The 22,080-nt window shown below is 66.7% G+C and carries 22 protein-coding genes; 18 read left to right on the top strand and 4 right to left on the bottom strand.

Annotated elements, in window-relative coordinates; genetic code table 11:
- From xdhA to ACSQ3M_RS22460, 14 genes are all read left to right on the top strand, one after another.
- Positions 1 to 1,494 carry a xanthine dehydrogenase small subunit gene (gene xdhA, locus ACSQ3M_RS22525; protein WP_436152310.1) on the top strand — a complete coding sequence of 498 codons (1,494 nt, stop codon included), beginning with the start codon at positions 1 to 3 and terminating at the stop codon, positions 1,492 to 1,494.
- The gene (gene xdhB, locus ACSQ3M_RS22520; protein WP_436152309.1) at positions 1,487 to 3,835 is read left to right on the top strand and encodes a xanthine dehydrogenase molybdopterin binding subunit; all 2,349 of its coding nucleotides are present in this window, start codon (positions 1,487 to 1,489) and stop codon (positions 3,833 to 3,835) included. Before xdhA ends, xdhB begins: the two co-directional genes overlap by 8 nt.
- Positions 3,832 to 4,698 (top strand): xanthine dehydrogenase accessory protein XdhC, encoded by an 867-nt coding sequence (gene xdhC, locus ACSQ3M_RS22515; RefSeq protein WP_436152308.1) that lies wholly within the window; start codon positions 3,832 to 3,834, stop codon positions 4,696 to 4,698. Before xdhB ends, xdhC begins: the two co-directional genes overlap by 4 nt.
- The gene (locus tag ACSQ3M_RS22510; protein ID WP_436152307.1) at positions 4,682 to 6,241 is read left to right on the top strand and encodes an ABC transporter ATP-binding protein; all 1,560 of its coding nucleotides are present in this window, start codon (positions 4,682 to 4,684) and stop codon (positions 6,239 to 6,241) included. Before xdhC ends, ACSQ3M_RS22510 begins: the two co-directional genes overlap by 17 nt.
- Entirely contained in the window at positions 6,234 to 7,310 is a 1,077-nt protein-coding gene (locus ACSQ3M_RS22505) for an ABC transporter permease (protein ID WP_436152306.1), read from the top strand. The genes ACSQ3M_RS22510 and ACSQ3M_RS22505 overlap by 8 nt, the downstream gene beginning before the upstream one ends.
- The gene (locus ACSQ3M_RS22500) at positions 7,307 to 8,230 is read left to right on the top strand and encodes an ABC transporter permease (protein WP_436152305.1); all 924 of its coding nucleotides are present in this window, start codon (positions 7,307 to 7,309) and stop codon (positions 8,228 to 8,230) included. The genes ACSQ3M_RS22505 and ACSQ3M_RS22500 overlap by 4 nt, the downstream gene beginning before the upstream one ends.
- Positions 8,231 to 8,262: 32 nt before the next feature.
- Complete coding sequence (locus ACSQ3M_RS22495; protein WP_436152304.1) at positions 8,263 to 9,336, top strand: BMP family ABC transporter substrate-binding protein; 1,074 nt, start codon at positions 8,263 to 8,265, stop codon at positions 9,334 to 9,336.
- Between the two features lie 270 nt (positions 9,337 to 9,606).
- Positions 9,607 to 10,770, top strand: coding sequence for an ABC transporter substrate-binding protein (locus ACSQ3M_RS22490; protein ID WP_436152303.1), 1,164 nt, complete (start codon positions 9,607 to 9,609; stop codon positions 10,768 to 10,770).
- Positions 10,771 to 11,029: 259 nt separating this feature from the next.
- Positions 11,030 to 11,956 (top strand): branched-chain amino acid ABC transporter permease, encoded by a 927-nt coding sequence (locus tag ACSQ3M_RS22485; RefSeq protein ID WP_436152302.1) that lies wholly within the window; start codon positions 11,030 to 11,032, stop codon positions 11,954 to 11,956.
- Positions 11,953 to 12,945: a branched-chain amino acid ABC transporter permease gene (locus ACSQ3M_RS22480; protein WP_436152301.1), complete on the top strand. Its 993-nt coding sequence runs from the start codon at positions 11,953 to 11,955 to the stop codon at positions 12,943 to 12,945. The genes ACSQ3M_RS22485 and ACSQ3M_RS22480 overlap by 4 nt, the downstream gene beginning before the upstream one ends.
- Positions 12,938 to 13,687 (top strand): ABC transporter ATP-binding protein, encoded by a 750-nt coding sequence (locus tag ACSQ3M_RS22475; RefSeq protein WP_436152300.1) that lies wholly within the window; start codon positions 12,938 to 12,940, stop codon positions 13,685 to 13,687. The genes ACSQ3M_RS22480 and ACSQ3M_RS22475 overlap by 8 nt, the downstream gene beginning before the upstream one ends.
- Positions 13,688 to 14,386: an ABC transporter ATP-binding protein gene (locus ACSQ3M_RS22470; RefSeq protein WP_129158307.1), complete on the top strand. Its 699-nt coding sequence runs from the start codon at positions 13,688 to 13,690 to the stop codon at positions 14,384 to 14,386.
- Between the two features lie 14 nt (positions 14,387 to 14,400).
- Positions 14,401 to 14,859, top strand: coding sequence for a cupin domain-containing protein (locus tag ACSQ3M_RS22465; RefSeq protein ID WP_092160664.1), 459 nt, complete (start codon positions 14,401 to 14,403; stop codon positions 14,857 to 14,859).
- 97 nt (positions 14,860 to 14,956) lie between these two features.
- Entirely contained in the window at positions 14,957 to 15,337 is a 381-nt protein-coding gene (locus ACSQ3M_RS22460) for a PilZ domain-containing protein (protein ID WP_436152299.1), read from the top strand.
- A gap of 69 nt (positions 15,338 to 15,406) precedes the next feature.
- Here ACSQ3M_RS22460 and ACSQ3M_RS22455 read toward each other — a convergent pair whose 3' ends face one another.
- Positions 15,407 to 16,648, bottom strand: a complete 1,242-nt coding sequence (locus ACSQ3M_RS22455; protein WP_436152298.1) for a flavin-dependent oxidoreductase — start codon at positions 16,646 to 16,648, stop codon at positions 15,407 to 15,409.
- A 279-nt stretch (positions 16,649 to 16,927) separates the two neighbouring features.
- Here ACSQ3M_RS22455 and ACSQ3M_RS22450 point away from each other — a divergent pair, with 279 nt between their 5' ends.
- The 3 genes from ACSQ3M_RS22450 to ACSQ3M_RS22440 all read left to right on the top strand — a co-directional run bounded on the left by ACSQ3M_RS22450 (position 16,928) and on the right by ACSQ3M_RS22440 (position 19,243).
- Entirely contained in the window at positions 16,928 to 17,200 is a 273-nt protein-coding gene (locus tag ACSQ3M_RS22450; RefSeq protein WP_057190077.1) for an HU family DNA-binding protein, read from the top strand.
- A gap of 167 nt (positions 17,201 to 17,367) precedes the next feature.
- Positions 17,368 to 18,543: a vWA domain-containing protein gene (locus ACSQ3M_RS22445; protein WP_436152297.1), complete on the top strand. Its 1,176-nt coding sequence runs from the start codon at positions 17,368 to 17,370 to the stop codon at positions 18,541 to 18,543.
- Between the two features lie 103 nt (positions 18,544 to 18,646).
- Complete coding sequence (locus ACSQ3M_RS22440; RefSeq protein WP_436152296.1) at positions 18,647 to 19,243, top strand: hypothetical protein; 597 nt, start codon at positions 18,647 to 18,649, stop codon at positions 19,241 to 19,243.
- Positions 19,244 to 19,268: 25 nt separating this feature from the next.
- On the opposite strand, the gene ACSQ3M_RS22435 is transcribed toward ACSQ3M_RS22440, so the two are convergent.
- The 3 genes from ACSQ3M_RS22435 to ACSQ3M_RS22425 all read right to left on the bottom strand — a co-directional run bounded on the left by ACSQ3M_RS22435 (position 19,269) and on the right by ACSQ3M_RS22425 (position 20,561).
- Positions 19,269 to 19,733 (bottom strand): YidB family protein, encoded by a 465-nt coding sequence (locus ACSQ3M_RS22435; protein WP_436152295.1) that lies wholly within the window; start codon positions 19,731 to 19,733, stop codon positions 19,269 to 19,271.
- Positions 19,734 to 19,777: 44 nt separating this feature from the next.
- Entirely contained in the window at positions 19,778 to 20,038 is a 261-nt protein-coding gene (locus tag ACSQ3M_RS22430; RefSeq protein WP_436152294.1) for a GlsB/YeaQ/YmgE family stress response membrane protein, read from the bottom strand.
- A 100-nt stretch (positions 20,039 to 20,138) separates the two neighbouring features.
- Positions 20,139 to 20,561, bottom strand: a complete 423-nt coding sequence (locus tag ACSQ3M_RS22425) for a universal stress protein (RefSeq protein WP_436152293.1) — start codon at positions 20,559 to 20,561, stop codon at positions 20,139 to 20,141.
- Positions 20,562 to 20,843: 282 nt separating this feature from the next.
- On the opposite strand from ACSQ3M_RS22425, the gene ACSQ3M_RS22420 reads away from it, so the two are divergent.
- On the top strand, positions 20,844 to 22,079 hold the full coding sequence (locus tag ACSQ3M_RS22420; RefSeq protein WP_436152292.1) for an MFS transporter: 1,236 nt from the start codon (positions 20,844 to 20,846) through the stop codon (positions 22,077 to 22,079).
- Position 22,080: the final 1 nt, after the last annotated feature.

Below are 22,080 nucleotides of genomic sequence, written 5' to 3'. Positions count from 1 at the left end.
ATGCACCACCCCGCCATGCGTGAGACCGTGCGTTTCTTGTTGGGTGACGAGTTGGTCGAGGTCGCATCCTGCGATCCGACCCGCACCGTGCTCGACTGGCTCCGGCTCGACCGGCGCCGCACCGGCACCAAGGAAGGCTGCGCCGAGGGCGATTGCGGCGCCTGCACGATCGTGGTCGGCCGGCTCGATGGCGGCCGGCTGCGCTATGAGGCGATCAACGCCTGCATCCGCTTCCTGCCGACGCTCGACGGCTGCCATGTCCTAACCGTCGAACATCTCAGAAGCGCGGATGGCGCGCTGCACCCGGTCCAGCAGGCGATGGTCGACTGCCATGGCTCGCAATGCGGCTTCTGCACGCCCGGCTTCGTGATGTCGCTGTTCGCGCTCTGGCTGAACGAGACCGACCCGTCTGTTGGCCGCATCGAGGATGCCCTCGCCGGCAATCTCTGCCGCTGCACGGGCTACGAGCCGATCATCGCGGCGGCGAGGCATCTTTACGAGCGGGCGGATCGTCGGAGCGATCGCTTCGCCCTTTCAGCCTCGGCGGCGGCGGAACGACTGTGCAGCATGGCCGATACCGAGACGATCTCGGTGGGAGACGGCAGCCATCGTTTCTACGCTCCCGCCACGGTCGAGACATTAGCGGATCTCGTCAGCGCCCATCCGCAAGCGACTTTGGTCGCCGGCGCGACCGATGTCGGTCTCTGGGTCACCAAGGGCATGCGTCAGCTCGATCCGGTGATCTATCTCGGCCGGATCGAAGAATTGCGTGCGATTTCCCACGAAGGCGATCACCTGCGCTTCGGTGCGATGGCGAACCTGATCGCGGTGCGCGAGGCGCTCGCCGGCCTCTCGCCGCAGCTCGACGAGATGATGCGTCGCTTCGGCGGCGAGCAGGTCCGCAATGCCGGCACGATAGGCGGCAACATCGCCAACGGCTCGCCGATCGGCGACCTGCCGCCGGCGCTGATCGCGCTCGGCGCGACCTTGGTGCTGCGCAAAGGCTTCGAGTGCCGCGAGCTGCCGCTCGAAGCCTTCTTCCTCGACTACCGCAAGCAGGACCGGCAGCCGGGCGAGTTCGTCGAGGCCGTGCTGGTGCCGAAGCTGCCGGCGGACGCGCTCCTCCACGTCTCGAAGATCTCGAAGCGCTTCGACGAGGACATCTCGGCCGTCTGCGGCGCCTTCTATCTGAAGCTGGATGAGGTCGGCCGCGTCAGCGAGGCGAGGCTCGCCTACGGCGGCATGGCCGGTATTCCGAAACGAGCCAAGGCGGCGGAAGCCGCATTGTTCGGCGGCTCCTGGGACGAGGCCGCAGTTGCCGCCGCGATCGCAGCGCTGGCGCAGGATTTCACGCCACTGAGCGACATGCGGGCTTCGGCCGCCTATCGCCTCAAGGTCGCCGGCAATCTGCTGCGGCGTTTCCTGATCGAGACGACCGCTCCGGAAACCGCGACCCGCGTCGCTGGCCTGCTGGCGGAGCCCGCCCATGGCTGACGCGCGCAAACGGCTCGACGTTAGCGAGGCACGGCCGATCGTCGGCTCGCCGCTGAAGCATGATTCAGCCGAGAAGCACGTCGCCGGCGAAGCACTCTATATCGACGATATCGCCGAGCCGGCCGGGCTCGTTCATGCCTATATCGGCCTCTCCACCATCGCGCATGGCCGGCTGCTGTCGCTTGACCTGTCGGCGGTCGAAGCTGCACCGGGCGTCCTCGCGGTCCTCACCACAGCCGACATTCCCGGCGCGAACGACATCTCCTCGACGCACAAGCATGACGAACCGGTCTTCACGACCAGCGCGATCCTGCATCACGGCCAGCCGCTCTTTGCCGTGATCGCGCAGACCCGCGAACAGGCCCGCTACGCCGCGGTGCTGGCCAAGGCGGCTTACGACGAGGCGCCTCCCCTGCTCGACGTCGCCGCCGCTCGCGCGGCTGGTTCCGATCTCGTCACCGAACCGCTGAAGCTCGAACGCGGCGACTTGGCCGCAGCACTGGCCGCCAGTCCGCGCCGGCTCAAGGGCTCGATGGCGATCGGCGGGCAGGATCATTTCTACCTCGAAAGCCAGATCGCGCTCGCCATCCCCGGCGAGGATGGCGACATGCTGGTGCAGTCCTCGACGCAGCACCCGAGCGAGGTCCAGCATATGGTCGCCGCCGTCCTTGACGTCGGCGCGCATGCGGTCACGATCGAGGTCCGGCGCATGGGTGGCGGCTTCGGCGGCAAGGAGACGCAGGCCAACCTCTTCGCCTGCGTCGCAGCAATCGCCGCGCGCAAGCTGAAGCGGCCGGTGAAGCTCCGGCCCGACCGCGACGACGACATGGTCATCACCGGCAAGCGCCACGACTTCGTCGTCGACTACGAGATCGGCTTCGACGATGACGGCCGCATCCACGCGGTCGATGCGGTCTATGCCGCGCGCTGCGGCTGGAACGCCGATCTCTCCGGCCCGGTCACCGACCGTGCCCTCTTCCACATGGACAACTGCTATTTCTACCCGGCGGTGCGGGCCCGCTCGGAGCCTTTGCGAACGCATACGGTCTCGAACACCGCCTTTCGCGGCTTCGGCGGGCCGCAAGGCATGGTGGGGGCCGAGCGCTTCATCGAGGAGATCGCCTACGCCACCGGGCTCGACCCGCTGGAGGTGAGGAAGCGCAACCTCTATGGCGGCGAGGGTCGCGAGATCACGCCCTACCACCAGCCGGTCGAGGACATGATCGCCGGCGAGGTGATCGACGAGCTCGAACGCTGCTGCGACTACAGCGCTCGCCAGCAGGCGATCCGCGCCTTCAACCGGGAGAGCCCGGTGATCAAGCGCGGCATCGCGCTGACCCCGGTCAAGTTCGGCATCTCCTTCACCGCGACCTGGTACAATCAGGCTGGCGCGCTGGTGCATGTCTATACCGACGGCACGGTGTCGCTGAACCATGGCGGCACCGAAATGGGCCAGGGGCTTTACCAGAAGGTGGCGCAGGTGGTGGCGCAGTCCTTCGGCATCGGCCTTGAGCAGATCAAGATCACCGCGACGACGACCGGCAAGGTGCCGAACACCTCGGCGACCGCCGCCTCCTCCGGCTCCGACCTCAACGGCATGGCGGCGCTCGACGCCTGCGAGACGATCAAGAAGCGGCTCACCGCCTTCGCCGCCGCTCACTGGCAGGAAAAGCCGGAGGCGATCGCCTTCCTGCCCGGGCGCGTGCGGGTCGGCGCGCGCGAGATCGGCTTCGTCGAGTTGGTCAAGGCCGCGTACATGGCCCGCGTCCAGCTTTCGGCCACAGGCTTCTACGCCACGCCAAAGATCCATTGGGACCGCAAGGCCGGGCGCGGCCATCCGTTCTACTATTTCGCCTATGGGGCCGCCGCGGCCGAGGTCGCGATCGACACGCTGACCGGCGAATACAAGACCCTGCGCGTCGATATCCTGCATGACTGCGGCAACTCGCTGAACCCAGCGATCGACAAGGGCCAGATCGAAGGCGGCTTCATCCAGGGCATGGGTTGGCTGACCACCGAGGAGCTGGTCTGGGACGAGAAGGGGCGCCTCAAGACCCACGCGCCCTCGACCTACAAGATCCCGGTCGCCTCCGACCGGCCGCGCATCTTCAATGTCGCGCTGCTGGAGAATGCGCCCAATCGCGAGCACACCATTCATCGCTCCAAGGCGGTCGGCGAGCCGCCCTTGATGCTGGCGATCAGCGTGCTGCACGCGCTCTCCGACGCTGTGGCCAGCGTCGGCGATCACCACTTCTGCCCGCAGCTCGACGCCCCGGCGACGCCGGAGCAGGTGCTCGACGCGGTCGATCGGGTTCGGGCCCTGGCGGAGGCGGCGCGATGACCCCCGCCGATTTCCTCGCCGCCAACCTCGCGGACGGCGCCGTCATCGTCAGCATTGCGGAAGCACAGGGCTCGACCCCGCGCGAGGTCGGCGCCACGATGATCGTCAGCGCCAATGGCAGCGCCGGCACGATCGGCGGTGGCCAGCTTGAATTCCATTGCATCGATCTCGCCCGCATCCTGCTCGACAGCAGCGGCCCGCGGCAGCTGATCGATATTCCGCTTGGCCCACAGATGGGACAGTGCTGCGGCGGACGCGTCCGGGTGGCGATGGAGCCGGCGACCGCAACGCATCTCGAGGCACTGAAGCAGGACGAAGCGAAAGCTGCGGCCGAGCGGCCGCAGGTGCTGATCTTCGGCGCCGGCCACACCGGCAAGGCGCTGGCGCGGAGCCTTGCTTTGCTGCCGCTCGCCGTGACGCTCATCGACGACCGACCTGGCCAGTTCGACGAGGTGCCGGCGGCCGTTGCCTGCCTGCAGCTCGACGATCCCGAAACCGCTCTGTCCGCCGCCCGATCCGGCGCAGCCTTCGTCGTCCTGACCCATAGCCATGCGCTCGATTATCGCCTGGCCGAGGCGGCGCTGCTGCGTGGCGACGCTCCTTACGTCGGTATGATCGGCTCGGCGACGAAGCGCGCCCGCTTCGAGGCGAGCTTCCGCCGCCGCCATCCCGGCAGCAAGGCGCCAGCCCACCTCACCTGCCCGATCGGCGGATCGGATGTGCATGACAAGCGTCCGGAGGTGATCGCCGCCTTGACGAGTGCAGAGCTGGTGCGTTGCTTGCTTGGCGAGAAGGCGGCCCTCGCGGGGAGGTCCGCCACGGGACGCGCGAGGGCACGGAACCGCCATGACGCAGCCGCCTGACCAGACGGCACCTTCGCGCCTGGCGCTCGCCCATGTCTCGAAAAGCTTTCCGAGCGTGAAAGCCAATCAGGACATCAGCCTCTCCGTCCGCCCCGGCGAGATCCATGCCCTGCTCGGCGAGAACGGCGCCGGCAAGTCGACCCTGGTCAAGATCATCTATGGCGTGCAGCGCGCCGATGAGGGGCAGATCAGCTTCGACGGCAAGTCGGTCGAGATCGCCTCGCCCAAGGCGGCGCGCAGGCTCGGCATCGGCATGGTCTTCCAGCATTTCTCGCTGTTCGACGGCATGACCGTGCTGGAGAATATCGCGCTCGGGTTGGATGAGAAGATCTCGGCCGAGGAGCTGAAGGCGCGGATAAGGGCGATCCTCGACAGCTATTCACTGCCTCTCGATCCGGACCGCGAGGTCCACACGCTCTCGGTCGGCGAGCGCCAGCGCATCGAGATCGTGCGCTGCCTTTTGCAGAGACCCAAGCTGCTGATCATGGACGAGCCGACCTCGGTGCTGACCCCGCAGGAGGTCGAGCGCCTGTTCGAGACGCTGCGCCAGATCGCGGCAGAAGGCTGCTCGATCCTCTACATCAGCCACAAATTGCACGAGATCAAAGCGCTCTGCGAGGCCGCCACCATCCTGCGCGGCGGCAAGGTCGTCGCCACTTGCGACCCGCGTATCGAGACGACCCGGCGCATGGCCGAGCTGATGATCGGCGCCGAGCTGAAGAGCATCGAGCGGTCGGCCGGAGACGGCAAGGCCGGCGCTGCGCGGCTCAGCGTCGACAAGCTCGACATGCCGGGCGAGCCGCCTTTCGGCACCAGCCTGAAAGGCATCTCGTTTTCCGCCCTGGCCGGCGAGATCCTCGGCATCGCCGGCGTCGCCGGCAACGGCCAGGCCGAATTGCTGATGGCGCTCTCTGGCGAGAGCCTTGCCAACCAGGCAAACGCAATCAAGCTCGACGGCCGGCCGATCGGCCTCGCGGATGCCGGCGCACGCCGCGCCGCCGGCCTCGCCTGCGTGCCCGAAGAGCGCAACGGCCATGCCGCCGTACCCGACTTCACGCTGGCCGAGAATGTCGTGCTGACGGCCCGCCATCGCCTGCCGCTCGCGCCATCGGGCCTGATCCGGCAAGGACCGGTCGAGGCCTATGCGAAGGACGTCATCGCTCGCTTCGACGTGCGCACCACCGGCACGGCCGCCCTTGCCGGCTCGCTCTCCGGCGGCAACCTGCAGAAATTCATCATGGGCCGCGAGATCGGGCAGAAGCCCGACGTACTGGTGGTGGCGCAGCCGACCTGGGGCGTCGATGCCGGCGCCGCCGCTGCGATCCGGCAAGCGCTGGTCGACCTCGCCGCGCAGGGCTCGGCGATCGTGGTGATCTCGCAGGACCTCGACGAGTTGCTCGAACTCTCCGACCGGCTCTGCGTGATCAACGAAGGCCGGCTGTCGCAGGCGCGGCCAGTCGCCGGACTGAAGCTGGAAGAGATCGGCCTGCTGATGGGCGGCGTCCACGGCGAGAGCCACGAAGCGGAGCCGGCGCATGCTTGAATGGCGGCGCCGGCGCGGGCCCAGCAAAGCGATGCTCTATCTCAGCCCGCTGATGGCGATCGGGCTCACCATGCTGACGGGCATGCTGGTCTTCGGCGCGATAGGGTATGACGGCCTGCGTGCGGTCACGGCGATCTTCATCACGCCACTGATCGAACCGCAGCGCTGGGCCGATCTCGGGGTCAAGGCGGCGCCGCTGATCATGATCGCGCTCGGCCTCGCCATCGGCTTCCGCGCCAATGTCTGGAACATCGGCGCCGAGGGGCAATACGTGATGGGCGCGATCGCCGGCACCGGCGTCGCACTCCTGACCCATGACATGACCGGCTGGTGGATCCTGCCGGCAATGGTGCTCGGCGGCATTCTCGGCGGCGCGGCCTGGGCCGCGCTCCCTGCCCTGCTCAAGATTCGCCTGCAGGTCAGCGAGATCCTGACCAGCCTGATGCTGACCTATGTCGCGGTGCAGTTCCTGTACTACCTCGTGCGCGGGCCGTGGAAGGACCCGGACGGCTTCAATTTCCCGCAGACGAAGATGTTCAGCGCCGACCAGACGCTGCCGGCGATCGCGGAAGGTTCGCTCGTCCATGTCGGCGTGCCGCTGGCCATCCTGCTCGCGCTCATCGCCTGGTTCGTCCTGAGCAAGACCGTCGCCGGCTACGCCGTGCGCGTCGTTGGGCGCTCTCCGGCCGCCGCCCGTCATGGCGGCTTCGACGCCAACCGCGTCACCTGGGCGGTGCTGCTCGCCGGTGGCGGCCTTGCCGGCCTCGCCGGACTGCTCGAGGCGGCCGGCCCCTTCGGCCAGCTCACCCCGCAATTCCCGGTCGGCTACGGCTTCACCGCGATCATCGTCGCCTTCCTCGGCCGGCTCTCGCCTGTCGGCATCGTCTTCGGCGCGCTGGTGCTGGCGGTGACCTATGTCGGCGGCGAGATCGCCCAGAGCACGGTGCGGCTGCCCTCGGCCGCCACCGGCATGTTCCAGGCGCTGCTGCTGTTCTTCCTGCTCGCGACCGACGTGCTGGTGCGCTGGCGGCTCGCCTGGAAGGCGCGGCCGGCGAAGGTGGCGCCATGACCGCCGCCATCCTCGTCTCGATCTTCATGACGCTCGCCGCCGCGGCGACACCGATCCTGCTCGCGGCGCTGGGCGAGCTCGTCACCGAGAAAGCCGGCGTCCTCAATCTCGGCGTCGAGGGCATGATGCTGTGCGGCGCGGTCGCCGGCTTCGCGGTCGCCTACTCGACCGGCAGCGTCGCGCTCGGGCTCATAGCCGCGACGCTGGCCGGCGTCGCGGCAGCGATGATCTTCGCGCTGCTGACGCTCGGCCTCGGCTCCAACCAGGTCGCCACGGGCCTCGCCCTGACGATCTTCGGCATCGGCGCCTCCTCGCTGATCGGCGCCGGCTTCGTCGGCCGGACCATCTCGCGGCTCGGCCCGCTCTTCCCGGCCGATTACGCCGCGCATCCCTGGCTGCGCCTCGTCTTCGGTCATGACGCCATCGTCTATCTCTCGCTGGCGCTCGTCCTCGCTGTCGGCCTGTTCCTGCGCCGGACGCGGGCAGGACTGATCCTGCGCGCCGTCGGCGAGAACGCCGACTCGGCCCACGCCATCGGCTATCGCGTGCTGGCGATCCGCACCGCCGCGACCGCCTTCGGCGGCGCGCTCGCGGGCTTAGGCGGCGCCTATTTCTCGCTGGCACTGACGCCGATGTGGGCCGACCGGCTGACCGCCGGGCGCGGCTGGATCGCGCTCGCCCTCGTCGTCTTCGCCGCCTGGCGGCCGGGCCGGCTGCTGGCCGGCGCCTATCTCTTCGGGGCGGTCGCGACCTTCGAGCTGCAAGCCAAGGCCGCCGGCGTCAGTTGGGTCGCGCCGGAGGTGCTGGCGATGACCCCCTACCTTGCGACGATTGTGGTTCTGACCATGATGTCGCTAGGACGGAGGACCGGCGGGCGCAACGCACCCGCCTGCCTCGGCAAGCCTTTCCCGGCGCAATGAGCGCGCCGCAACCGATAACGGGGAGCACGACCATGTCGACCATCATCACCCGCCGCACACTTCTTGCCGGCGCGGCCGCAACCTCCGTATTGCCCTTCACTGGCGCACAGGCGCAGGCGCCCTTCGGCGTCGGCTTCATCTATGTCGGCCCGGTCGGCGACCATGGCTGGACCTGGACGCACGACCAGGGCCGCAAGGCGGTCGAGGCCGCCTATGGCGCCAAGGTCAAGACCAGCTTCATCGAGAGCGTCGCCGAGGGACCGGACGCGGCGCGCGCCATCCGCCAGCTCGCCCAGGCCGGCGACAAGCTGATCTTCACCACCTCCTTCGGCTTCATGAACCCGACCATCCAGGTGGCGAAGCAGTTCCCCAAAGTCTTTTTCGAGCACGCGACCGGCTACCAGCGCGCCGAGAACGTCGCGACCTATAATGCCCGCTTCTACGAGGGCCGCGCGGTGATCGGCACCATCGCCGGGCACATGTCGAAATCGGGTCAGGCCGGCTACATCGCCTCCTTCCCGATCCCGGAGGTGGTGATGGGCATCAACGCCTTCCATCTCGCCGCCAAGAAGGTGAACCCGAACTTCAAGACCAAGGTGATCTGGGCCTCGACCTGGTACGATCCAGCCAAGGAGGCCGACGCCGCCAAGGCGCTGATCGACCAGGGTTGCGACATCATCACCCAGCACACCGATTCCGCCGCGGCCCTGCAGGCGGCCGAGCAGCGCGGCGTCTACGCGTTCGGCCAGGCCTCCGACATGAAGGCCTTCGCGCCCAAGGCGCATCTCTCGGCGATCGTCGACGACTGGTCGGGCTATTACGTCAAGCGCGTCAAGGAGGCGATGGACGGCACCTGGAAGTCGGGCGATGTCTGGGGCGGCATCAAGGACGGGCTGGTCAAGCTCGCGCCCTATAACGATGCCGTGACCCCGGCAGCGCGCGCCGCCGCGGACGAGCTTCAGAAGGGCATCGTCGCCGGCACGATCCACCCCTTCACCGGCGAGCTCAAGGACCAGAAGGGCACGCTGCGCCTCAAGGCCGGCGAGACCGCCAGCGACGAGATCCTCTCGAAGATGGACTGGTACGTCGACGGCGTGCAGGCCTAAGGCGGTTAAACGAAGGACGCGTCATGCTCGGGCCTGTCCCGAGCATCTCAGGCAGGCACAGGCGCCAACCAGCGCCCTCTCGTCATGAGATTCTCGGGTCTGCGCTTCGCTGCGCCCGAGAATGACGCTCCCAGCCGACGCACAAAAATTACCGATCAGAACCCCTTGCAGATATTTTAAGCTTGAAACAATATGGCCGTGGCGCTGCGCGAAACGGGGATGGGGATCCCTTCGGCGGCGGCTATCGCAGGTCCCGGGAGGACATCCGACATGACACTGAAATTCGCTTTGTCGCTCAGTGCCGGCGCGCTCGCGCTCGGACTTGCCAGCGCGCAGGCGCAGGAGCCCCTGAAGATCGGCGTGGTCAGCGTGCTAACCGGGCCGGCGGCGGCGCTCGGCCAGCAGGTCCGCGACGGCTTCCAGCTCGCCGTCGACCAGAACGGCGGTAAGCTCGGCGGCGTGCCGGTGCAGATCACCGTGATCGACGACGAGCTCAAGCCCGACGTCGCGGTCGGCAAGGTCCGCAGCTTCGTCGAGGGCGGCAAGGTCGACTTCGTCGTCGGCCCGGTGTTCTCAAACATCCTCGGCGCGATCGCCAAGCCGGTGCTCGATTCCGGCGCCATCCTGATCAGCCCGAACGCCGGTCCCTCGACCATGGCCGGCAAGGCCTGCCACCAGAACTTCTTCGTGACCTCCTACCAGAACGACCAGGTCCACGAGGTGCTGGGCAAGTACGCGCAGGACCAGAACTACAAGAAGGCCTACATCATCGCGCCGAACTACCAGGCCGGTAAGGACTCGCTCGCCGGCTTCAAGCGCTACTTCAAGGGCGAGATCCTCGACGAGGTCTATGTCCCGCTGACCTCGCTCGACTTCGCGGCAGAGCTCGCCAAGATCGCCTCGGCCAAGCCCGATGTGGTCTTCGCCTTCCTGCCCGGCGGCCTCGGCGTCAACTTCGTCAAGCAGTGGTCGCAGGCCGGCATCAAGGTGCCGTTCCTCTCGGCCTTCACCGTCGATGAATCGACCCTGCCGGCGCAGCAGGACGCGGCAGTCGGCATGTTCGGCGGCATGACCTGGGCGCCTAACATGGACAACCCGCAGACGAAGAAGTTCGTCTCGGCCTATGAGGCGGCCTACAAGATCGTGCCCGGCTCCTATGCCCAGCAGGCCTATGACGCAGCGCAATTGATCGACTCGGCGGTCAAGGCCGCCGGCGGCACCGGCGACAAGGACAAGCTGCGTGCCGCGATCAAGAAAGCCGACTTCACCTCGCTGCGCGGCAAGTTCAAGTTCAACACCAATGGCTATCCGATCCAGGACTTCTACCTGGTCAAGGTCGCCAAGCGCGCCGACGGCAAGTTCCAAACCGAGATCGCCCAGAAGGTGTTCGAGGACTACGCCGATCCGCACGCGAAGGATTGCGGGCTGAAATAGGGCGGCTGAACCTCGATAACCCCTCTCCTGCATCGAAGTCGGGTCTACCCGACTTCGACACTCTAAGATGCTGATCTCGGGTAAACCCGAGATCAGCGAGAGGGGCAGGGGTGAGGTGTTCGGAGCGACATCGCTGGCCTGAACCCGACCGCGCGGTCAGCCCTCGCGGCGCTGGTCCAATCGCCTACCCCTCAACCTGCCCTCTCCCTCCCGGAGAGGATTCCCCGCGCATGTCCGAGCAAGCGATCGCGAACGACCGATGACCACCGGCCTCCTCATCGTCCAGATCCTGAACGGGCTGCAGTTCGGCATCCTGCTGTTCCTGGTGGCGGCAGGGCTGACGCTGGTCTTCGGCGTGATGGACTTCATCAACCTGGCGCATGGCGTGCAGTACATGCTCGGCGCCTATCTCGCCGTGACCTTCGTCTCGCTGACCGGCTCCTTCATGCTCGGGCTGGTGCTGGCGCTGGCGGCAGCACTGGTCTTCGGCCTCGCTCTCGAATTCCTGGTCTTCCGCCATCTCTATGAGCGCGACCATCTCGACCAGGTGCTTGCGACCTTCGGGCTGATCCTCCTGCTCAACCAGGGCGTCAAGATGGTCTGGGGCGCGGCTCCCCTCTCCGTGCCGCTGCCGGTGTTCCTCACCGGCAATGTCGCGCTGATCGACGGCATCCTCTATCCGACCTACCGCTTCGCGCTGATCGGCGCAGGGCTTGGCGTCGGCGCCCTGCTCTGGTTCATTGTCGAGAAGACCCGCACCGGCATGCTGCTGCGCGCAGGCGCCTCGAACGCGCCGATGGTCTCGGCGCTCGGCGTCGACATCCGCAAGCTGTTCATGATCGTCTTCGCCTTCGGCACGATGCTGGCGGGCTTCGCCGGCGCGATGGCGGCGCCGATCCTCTCGGTCGAGCCCGGCATGGGCGACACCGTGCTGATCCTTGCCTTCGTCGTCATCGTCATCGGCGGCATCGGCTCGATCCGCGGCGCCTTCGTCGCGGCGCTGATCGTCGGCCTCGTCGACACGCTCGGCCGCTCCTTCATGAACGACCTGCTCCGGCTATTCATGAGCGCTCCCTCAGCGCGGGCGACCGGCGCCGCCCTGTCCTCGATGCTGATCTATCTCTTGATGGCGGTCGTGCTGTTCGTGCGGCCGGAAGGCCTTCTGCCCGCACGAGGCCGGACATGAGCGCAACGCCGGCCATGGCCGAGGTCAGCAGCGTCGCGCCACCGCGCGAGCGCGCCAAAGTCCTGCTGCCGGCCCTCCTCTTCCTGCTGCTGGCGCTGGTACCGCTCGCCGTCTCAATCGGCATGCCTGCCGGCTGGCTTGCCCTGCTGACGCGGGCGCTGATCTTCGCCATCGCGGCGCTCTCGCTCGACCTCATCCTCGGCGTCGGCGGTCTGGTCTCCTTCGGCCACGCCGCCTTCCTCGGCATCGGCGCCTATGTCACCGGCATCATGATCACCGAGGGCCGAAGCGAGGCGCTGGTGATCCTGCCGGTGATCCTCGCCGTCTGCGCGCTCTTCGGCGCGATCACCGGCGCGGTCTGCCTGCGTACGCGCGGCGTCGCCTTCATCATGATCACGCTCGCCTTCGGCCAGATGGTCTATTTCCTGGCCCAGGCGCTCTCCACCTATGGCGGCGATGACGGGCTGACGCTCTACGAGAAGAGCACGCTTCTCGGCTTCACTCCGTTCGCAAACCGGACCTCGTTCTATTACACCGTTCTCATCGCACTCGGCGGCGCCTATCTTGTGGTCCGCGGCCTCGTCGCCTCGCGCTTCGGCCGGGTGCTCAGGGCAGCGCGGGAGAACCCGACCCGCGTCAGCGTCACCGGCTTCGACGTCACCCGCGTGCGGCTCATCGCCTATGTGATCAGTGGCATGCTGGCCGGGCTCTCCGGCTTCTTCCTCGCCAACCACACCGAGTTCGTCAGCCCGGCCTTCATGTCCTGGCAGCGCTCGGGCGAATTGATCTTCATGGCGGTGCTCGGCGGCGTCGGCTCGCTGCATGGCGCCATCATCGGCGCCGTCGCGTACCTGATCGCCGAGGATGCGCTCTCGCACCTGACCGAGCACTGGCGTGCCATCTTCGGGCCGCTGATCATCCTCTTCGTGCTGTTCACCCGCGGCGGCATCGTCGGGATGCTGCGCAAACTGGGCTCGCGTCATGGCTGAGCCGGTTCTCATCCTCGACGGCGTGCGCAAATCCTTCGGTGCCCTCAAGGTCACCGACGGTGTCAGCCTCGCCGTCGCGCCCGGCGAATTGCACGCGCTGATCGGCCCGAACGGTGCCGGCAAGACGACGCTGGTCCACCAGATCTCCGGCATGCTGACGCCAGATGCCGGCACGATCCGCTTCCGCGGCCAGGACGTCACAGCCTTCAATGCCGAGAAGCGCGCCCGCCACGGCCTGGCGCGAACCTTCCAGATCACCTCGACCATCGCCTCGCTCTCGGCACTGGAGAATGTCGCGCTCGGCGTGCAGGCCAAGGCCACGCATCCGCTCTCCTTCTTCCGCAACGCTGCAAGCGACGAGCGCCTCAACCGCCCTGCCCGCGCTGCGCTGGAGGCGGTCGGCCTCAGCGAGCGCGCCCATGTCCCGGCCGGCAGCCTGTCGCATGGCGAGAAGCGGGCGCTGGAGATCGCCATGGCGTTGGCACTGGAGCCGGCGGCGATCCTGCTCGACGAGCCGCTCGCCGGGGTCGGCAAGGAGGAAGGCGAGCGGCTGATCGCCCTGCTCAAGAGCTTGAAGGGGCGCTACGCCATGCTGCTGGTCGAGCACGACATGGAGGCGGTGTTCGCTCTTGCCGACACGGTTAGCGTGCTGGTCTATGGCCGCGTCATCGCCTCGGGCGATCCCGCCGCCGTCCGCGCCGACGCTGCAGTGCGCGAAGCCTATCTCGGCGAGGAGGGCTGAATGCTCACCGTCGAAAACCTCGATGCCGGCTATGGTGAGGCGCAGATCCTGTTCGGCGTCGATCTTGCTGTTGGCGCCGGCGAGGTCGTGACCCTGCTCGGCCGCAACGGCATGGGCAAGACCACGACGGTGCGCGCCATCATGGGGCTGATCCGGCCGCGGGCCGGCCGCGTCAGCTTCGGCGGCGTCGACCTCACCGGCAGCGCGCCGTTCCGGCTGGCGCAGGCCGGGATCGGGCTGGTGCCGGAAGGGCGGCAGGTCTTCCCGACGCTCTCGGTCGAGGAGAACCTGATCGCCACCGCCGCCAGCCGCTTCGGCACGCCGCGCTGGACGCTGGAGCGCGTCTACGCCTTCCTGCCGCGACTGCAGGAACGCAAGGCGAATCGTGGCAACCAGCTCTCCGGTGGCGAGCAGCAGATGCTGGCGATCGGCCGCGCCCTGATGACCAATCCCAAGCTCGTCATTCTCGATGAAGCCACCGAGGGGCTGGCGCCGATCATCCGGCAGGAGATCTGGTCCTGCCTGTCGGCGCTGAAGGCCGAGGGCGAGTCGATCCTGGTGATCGACAAGAACGTCGATGCACTCGCGAAGATCGCCGACCGGCATGTCGTGCTGGAGAAGGGCCGCGTCGCCTGGCGCGGCAGCAGCGACGATTTGCGCAGCGACAGCGCGGTCAAGGACCGCTTCCTCCACCTTTAAGAAGGAGACCGACGATGAAGCCTCTGACCGCCGGCGTGACCAAGGCCAATGAGGGGATCGACGCGATCTCCTGGAACATCCTCGGCCAGACCTATGTGCCGAAGATGCTGAGCGAAGACAGCTTCTCCTGGCACGCCACCTTCCCGCCCGGCACCTTCGTGCCGCCGCATATCCATCCGACCCAGGACGAGTTCATCTACATGCTCGAGGGCCGTCTCGACCTCGTGCTTGACGGCCAGGAATCGCATGCCCTGCCCGGCGACCTGATCAAGCTGCCGCGCAACATTCCCCACGGTCTGTTCAACAAGAGCGATGCCCCGGTGAAGTGCCTGTTCTGGGTCGCGCCCACCGGCCGGCTCTATGATCTGTTCTGGGCGATCCATTCGATGAAGGAGCAGAACCCGGCCGAGGTCGTCGCCCTGTCCGCGCGCTACGAGATCGACTTCCTGCCGCCCCCGCCCGAGGGAGCCTGAACAGGCGGCGTGCAGTTAAGGTTAAGCAAAGCTTACTGATGCAACCACGGGCAATAAGGGGCATTGTTTCAACCTGAGCTAGAACAGGGCTGGGGCCATGGCCACCGCGACCATTTCCAACGAACGCCGCCGCGCGGTCCGCAACCGGACGCTGATCGGCGGTAAGGTCATCTTCAACCAGCGTCAGTCGACGCTGGACTGCACGGTCAGGAACCTGTCGGACGACGGGGCGCTGCTGGTTTTCCCGGGCAGCGTCGCCTTGCCCGATCTGTTCGAACTCTATCTCCCCCTCAAGCGGGAGAGCCGGATGGTGCGTACCCGCTGGCGCGACAGCGAGCGTATCGGCGTCGCTTTCGCTGCTGCCGCAAAACAGGACGAAGCGCCGATTCCGCTCGACCTGGTGCGACGCCTGCGCCGGCTCGAACAGGAAAACGCGACGCTCAAAGCACGCATCGTCGAGCTGACCGAAGGCGCCTGAGTTCCGGCATCTGGACCAACCGGATCGACCGAATTGCGCCGCTGGTGCGGGCCGACCAACCCTGATCGCTCAGCGCTTCGCCAGCTGCGCCGCCGAGAAACCAGCCTTGCCGGCATAGGCGTTCACGATCTGCTCGCGCTTGCCATAGGGCAGGACGCGCTCGACATCGTCGAAGCCGTTGGGCGCCAGCGCCTCGACCGCGTCGATGACGCGCTCGGGTCCGCCGGCGCGGTTCATCGCAACGATCTCGGCGGTCGCCGGCAGGCGCTGCGCCTCATAGGCCGCGAGCGCATGGCGCGGATGCTCGGCCTTGACCATGAGGTCGGCGAGGCAGCGTGCATCGAGGATTGCCTGCGAGGCGCCATTGGAGCCGACCGGGTACATCGGGTGGGCGGCGTCGCCGAGCAGCGTCACCCGGCCGTGGGTCCAGCGCGGCAGCGGATCGCGGTCGCACATAGGGTATTCCCAGAACGTGCCACTCGCCTTGATCAAGGCGAGGATGTCGACCCCCGGCACGGTGAAGCGCCGGGCGAAGGGCAGCACGTCCTCGAGCCGACCAGCCTTCGACCAGGCCTCCTTCGGCGGCGGTTTCAAGGGATCGCCCGTGCGCACATTGACCACCCAATTGGTCAGGCGTGTCCCCGGCTTTTTGCCCTCCGCAATCGGATAGAGCACCAGCTTGCCGGCCATTCCGCCGGCGATGATCATGCTCTCCCCGTCGAGGAAGGCCGGCCAGTCGCAGGCGCCGCGCCACATCTGGACGCCGTTCCAGCGCGGCCCGCCCTGGTTCGGGAAGTAATGCGCCCGCACTGTCGAATGGATGCCGTCGGCGCCGATCAGGATATCGGCCCGCGCCGTCTCGCCCGCCTCACCCAGCTTGGCATCGGCAAAATGCGCGGTCACGCCGCCCTCGTCCTGCAGGAAGCCCTGCAGGCGTCGCCCGGTGCAAATCGCATCCGGCCCGAGCCGCTCGATCACGGCGTCGCGAATCACGCCTTGCAGCCGGCCGCGATGGATCGAGAATTGCGGCACCGGTGCGCCGGCGTGCAGGCCGCGCAGCTCGCGCCAGACGGTCTGGCCGAAGCGATTCATGTAGATGAGCTCGCGTGTGCGGATCGCCACCGCATCGAGCGCCGGCAGCAGGCCCAATTCGGCCAGCTCGCGGATGGCATGCGGCAGCGTGTTGATGCCGACGCCGACCTCGCGGATCTCGCTCGCCTGCTCGTAAACGGTCGCGGCGATACCGCGTGCGTGCAGCATCAGGGCCAGTGACAGCCCCCCAATGCCGCCGCCAATGATGATGGCCTTCATGCCGTGTTCCGCTCCCCTAAATTATTTCAAGCTTCAAATAATTCGGGGGAACTTGTCAATCGCTCCACAAAGCTGGTGAAAACCGCCCCAATTTCGCGGCTTTTGACAGGAACGAAGCCGATTGCTGTGCGTATGTACGGTCGCTGCCGTCGTGTTCCGTCGGCAAGCGTGTCAAATGGCGGGCTCGTGCGCGATTGCGTCGATTCGCCGCGACGTGTCGGAATCCTCCGGGGCTCGGCACGGCGTCAATTTAAGCATCATTGGTCTCAGGAGGTTTTCATGACCAAGAACGAACTGATCGCCGCGATTGCGGATGAGACGGGCAAGACCAAGACCGATGTCTCGGCCATCCTCGGCTCGCTCGCCGGCGTTGTCGCCAAGACCCTGAAGTCCGGCGGCGACGTCACGCTCGGCGGTATCGGCAAGCTCGCCGCTTCCAAGCGCGAAGCCCGCGAGGCCCGCAACCCGTCGACCGGCGCGACGATCAAGGTTCCGGCCAAGACGGTCGTGAAGTTCAAGGTCACCAAGGATCTGGCCGACGCCGTCGCCTAAGCCTTGTAGACCGGAGCCGGATCCGATCAGATCGAATTCAATCTGATCGGATCCGGCTCTTACTTTTGATGGACCACTTGGCCGCTCGGCTTGCATCGCATGCTGACCGGCACAGGCTCCAGGCCACTGCAGCTTGACCCCGACGCGCTGCTGGCCACAGTAGCGCGATGTTCCTTCGCCTCTTCACCGATCTGCGCGCCGCCAAGGTCCCGGTGACCTTGCGTGAATATCTCGCGCTGCTCGAAGGCGTGGAAGCCGAACTCGCCGATTACCGCGTCGACGAATTCTACTATCTCGCTCGAACCTGCCTGGTGAAGGACGAGCGTCACCTCGATCGCTTCGATCGCGTCTTCGCCGAAGTGTTCAAGGGCATGGAGACGCTGGGCGAGGCGTTCGAGCAAGCCGGCATTCCCGAAGAATGGCTGCGCAAGCTCGCCGAGAAGTTCCTCACCGACGAGGAGAAGGCCCAGATCAAGGCGCTCGGCTGGGACAAGCTGCTCGAGACGCTCAAGCAGCGCCTCGCCGAACAGAAGGGCCGCCACCAGGGCGGCTCGAAATGGATCGGCACCGCCGGTACCTCGCCCTATGGCGCCTATGGCTATAATCCCGAAGGCGTGCGCATCGGCCAGGACACGAACCGCAACTTCCGGGCGGTGAAGGTCTGGGACAAGCGCGACTTCAAGGATTTCGACGACACGCGCGAGCTCGGCGTGCGCAATCTGCGGATCGCGCTCCGCCGCCTGCGCAAGTTCGCCCGCACCGGCGCGGCCGAAGAGCTGGACCTAGACCAGACCATCACCGAGACGGCCAAGCACGGCTATCTCGACGTCAAGCTCCGGCCCGAGCGGCACAACGCCGTCAAGGTGCTACTCTTCCTCGATGTCGGCGGCTCGATGGACTGGCATATCGAGCTTGCGGAAGAGCTGTTCTCGGCGGCACGGGCCGAGTTCAAGCATTTCGAGCATTTCTACTTCCACAACTGCCCGTATGAGCGAGTCTGGAAGGAGAATCGGCGCCGGCACGACCAGGTGATCCCGACCTTCGACGTGCTGCGCACCTATCCGGCCGACTATCGCCTCGTCTTCGTCGGCGACGCTTCGATGAGCCCCTACGAGATCGCGATGCCCGGTGGTTCGGTCGAGCACTGGAACGAAGAGGCCGGCGAGGTCTGGATGCGGCGCCTCACCGAGCGCTTCGCGAAATCGGTCTGGCTCAACCCCGTGCAGCAGCACCTGTGGGGCTACACCCAGTCGATCCGGCAGATCGGCGGGCTCATGGGCGGGCGGATGTTCCCGCTGACGCTGGACGGCCTCGACGGCGCGATGAAAGCGCTGACGCGGTAGCCACCTTGCCCATCATGCTCGGGCTCGACCCGAGCATCTCTGTCAGAAGATTTTCGGGTCTGCGCTTTGCTCCGCCCGAGAATGACGGCTAGAGCTTCGCGCCATGCAAACCGACGACGACGCTCCCCTGCCTTCCTGGCGCCAGCGCCCGAAACCGATCGGCTTCGAGATCGCCTATCGGCTGAAAGGCGACGTGCTGGAGATCGATTCGACCCGCAAGGTCGATCAGGTCAGGCTTTCCGCGGTCGAGCAGGTGCGCTTCATCTATGCGCCCAGCAACGTCTCGTCGAAAGGGTTTCGGACCCGGCTGCGGCTGAGCGATGGCAAGACGATCACCTTCGGAAACCTGTCCTGGCGCTCGCTCACCGACATCGACCGCGACGATGCGCGTTACCACGCTTTCGTCACGGCCCTGTCCGCTGCGATCACACGCGCCAATCCGAAGGCGCGCTTCCTTGCCGGCAAGCCCTATTTGCTCTGGCTGGCCCTGGCGCTCGCCGGCGGCGGCGCGATGCTCATGCTGACCTTTTTCAGCCTGCGCGCCTTCCAGCAGGGCGCCACCGCTGCTGCGGGCCTGGGAATCTTGCTCGCAGCCGCGTCCTTCTGGCAGGTCTGGCCAATGGTCAAACTCAACCGGCCGCGGGACCTTGCGACCGGCGAGGTGCCTGATGACCTCGTCCCGGGCCGCCCGCAGAGTTGATCGCGCCGACGGCCAGGATGCTGGTTCAGGCGCCGGCGGTGCCAAGCCTGCCATCGGGCGTATAGCGGTCGACCGCTTCGGGGAGCCGCCGCGACAAGCGGGAGAGCAACTCCTCTCTCGAAAGCCCCGTCTGGCGCACCAGAGCTTCGATGACATCGGGACCGATGGCGCCTTCGAGCTCCTGCGGCGCGACTTCCTGGTTTGGTCCCTGCCGAACCCAGGAATCCGCCTTCTCCGCCTGGCCGGCCTGTTTGAACCGGTCGAGAAGCTCGCCCAGCCCGCCATTCAGCAGGCCGCCGATTCCGCCGGCTCCAAGCGCGCCACCCAGGATACCGCCCGCCTCGGGAGGCATGTCGGGTGACGGTGAGGCCGCAGTTCCTGGCTCCTTGGCGCGCCCGAGCCACTCTGCGATCTTGTCCCGGTTCTGATAGCCGGCGATGGCCAGCAGCCCGAGGAGGGCCGTCATAGACGGCAGGCGGTTCTCACTCATGAAATGTCTCCTGGCGGGTTGGAAGCTAACCTGATCGAGCGTGCCTAGGCGGCGTTTCCGCGCTTTGAAAGAAACGCCCACACCATCAGGACGATGATCGCACCGACGATGGCCCCGATGATCCCCGCCCCTTCGCCGGGCGCGTACCAGCCGAGCGCCTGCCCGAGATATGACGCCACGAACGCTCCGACGATTCCAAGGATCGTCGTCAGCACAAATCCCGAGGGCTCATTTGGCCCAGGAATCAGGAACTTGGCGACGACTCCTGCCAAGAATCCGATAATGATCGTCCAAAGGATGCTCACGACGTCCTCCCGAGTTGCGGCGCAGAGCTTCAACTGCCGCGACGCCGGGAGGTTCCCGATTTTCGGAAGCGGCTGATTTGGCGAGCTATGCCGCCCAGGGCTACCGGACCACCAGCACCGAGCATTTCGCCCGCCTGACGATGGTCGAGGCGTTCGAGCCGATCACATAGGCCAGTATGCCGGGCTCGTGCGAGCCGATGACGATCAGGTCGGCGCCACTGGCATCAGCCTCGGCCAGCACCTCGCCATGGACAGAGCCGACCAGGACCTTGGCCGAGACGCGCTCGGCCGGGAGGTTCACCTTGGCGGCGATTTCGGCGAGCTTCGCCTCGGATTCAGACTGTTGACCCGCATCGAAGTCAGCCGGCACGAACTCCATGTAGGTGATCGGCACCAGCGAACGCACGAAGACCAGCCTGATGGTGCCGTCCGATTGAGCGGCGAACGACTCAGCTGCCGTGATGGCAGGACCTGCCAACTCAGCCTCAGCGAGATCGACCGGAACCAGAATCGATTTGTACATCGTACCCTCCTCCGGCGTGGCCCGCCCGGCCGGACATGGACGAACGATCGGAACCGACGCCTTCCTACTATGTCGGAGCACATTGCCCGAAGGGAAGAGCGTCGCGTCGTCGCGAGCTGATTCCGACGACGCGATCATCGCGCGATGAGGGACGGCCGTCCTTGCGATCGATCAATCAGGCTGGCGCATGCCCGCCAGAAGCCGGCGGAATTTGACGGCGACCCTTGCGAACCCGACAGTCCGCCGCTGCGCTTAGCGCCGTGCGCTCTTTTTGGTGGACCGATGACCGAAGCCGCCTCTCCGCCGCCACGCACGGGCCTGCTCGCCTCTCCTGCCGCCTTCCTGATGGTGCTCGCCTTCCTCAACTGGCTTGGCTACGCCAGCTGGAGCGCGCTGCTCAACAATTTTGCCAAGGAAGCGGCCGGCTTCACCGGGCAGGATATCGGCATCCTGCAATCGGTCCGCGAGATTCCAGGCTTCCTGGCCTTCACCGCCATCATCCTGTTCTGGATCATGCGCGAGCAGGTGCTGGCCTATCTCAGCCTGCTGACGCTTGGCCTCGGCGTGGCGCTGACCGGCTATTTCCCCAGCCTCCGCGGCCTCCTGCTGACGACGATGATCATGTCGCTCGGCTTCCATTATTACGAGACGGCGCAGCAATCGCTGCAATTGCAGCTGCTGCCGAAGTCGGAGGCACCGCGGCTGCTCGGCAAGATTGCCGGCGCCTCGGCGGTGGCACAGCTCATCGCCTTCGGTTCGATCGCGTTGATCTGGCGCCTGTGGCAGCCGAGCTACGTCCATGTCTTCCTCGGCGCCGGCCTCGTCACCATGGCGCTGACGGCCGCCGCCATGCTGCTCTTCCCGCGCTTTCAGGGGGTGGTTCCGCAGAACAAGGGCTTCGTGCTGCGCAAGCGCTACTGGCTCTATTACGCGCTGACCTTCATGTCGGGCGCGCGCCGGCAGATCTTCATGGCCTTCGGCGGCTTCCTGCTGGTTGAGCGCTTCGGCTACGACGTCGCCGCGACTGCGACGCTGCTGCTGGTGACCTATGGCATCAACATGTTCGCCGGCCCGCTGCTCGGCAACCTCGTCGGCAAGGTCGGCGAGCGCGCCACGATCCAGCTCGAGAACATCTCGCTGATCGCCGTCTTCATCGGCTATGCGCTGGCGAGCCACGGCCAGTTCGGCGCGGCGGGTGCGCTCGTCGCCGGCGGGCTCTTCGTCATCGACGGCGTTTTCTTTACGCTCGTCCTGGCGCAGCGCACCTATTTCCAGAAGATCGCCGACCCCGCCGACATCGCGCCGACCTCGGCGGTCGCCTTCACCATCAACCACATCGCCGCGGTGTTCCTGCCGATCACCTTCGGCCTGATCTGGCTGCGCGACCCGGCGATCGTCTTCTATATCGGGGCAGCGGTGGCGACGGTCTCGCTCAGCCTGTCGCTGCTGGTGCCGCGCCATCCGGCCGCCGGCCATGAGACGACGCTCGTCGCCCGGGCTGCGGCGCCGGCGGAATAGA

It is taken from the genome of Allobosea sp. LjRoot90, assembly GCF_964254315.1.
Classification (GTDB): Bacteria; Pseudomonadota; Alphaproteobacteria; order Rhizobiales; family Beijerinckiaceae; genus Allobosea.
This window is presented reverse-complemented; position numbering and strand designations above follow the sequence as displayed.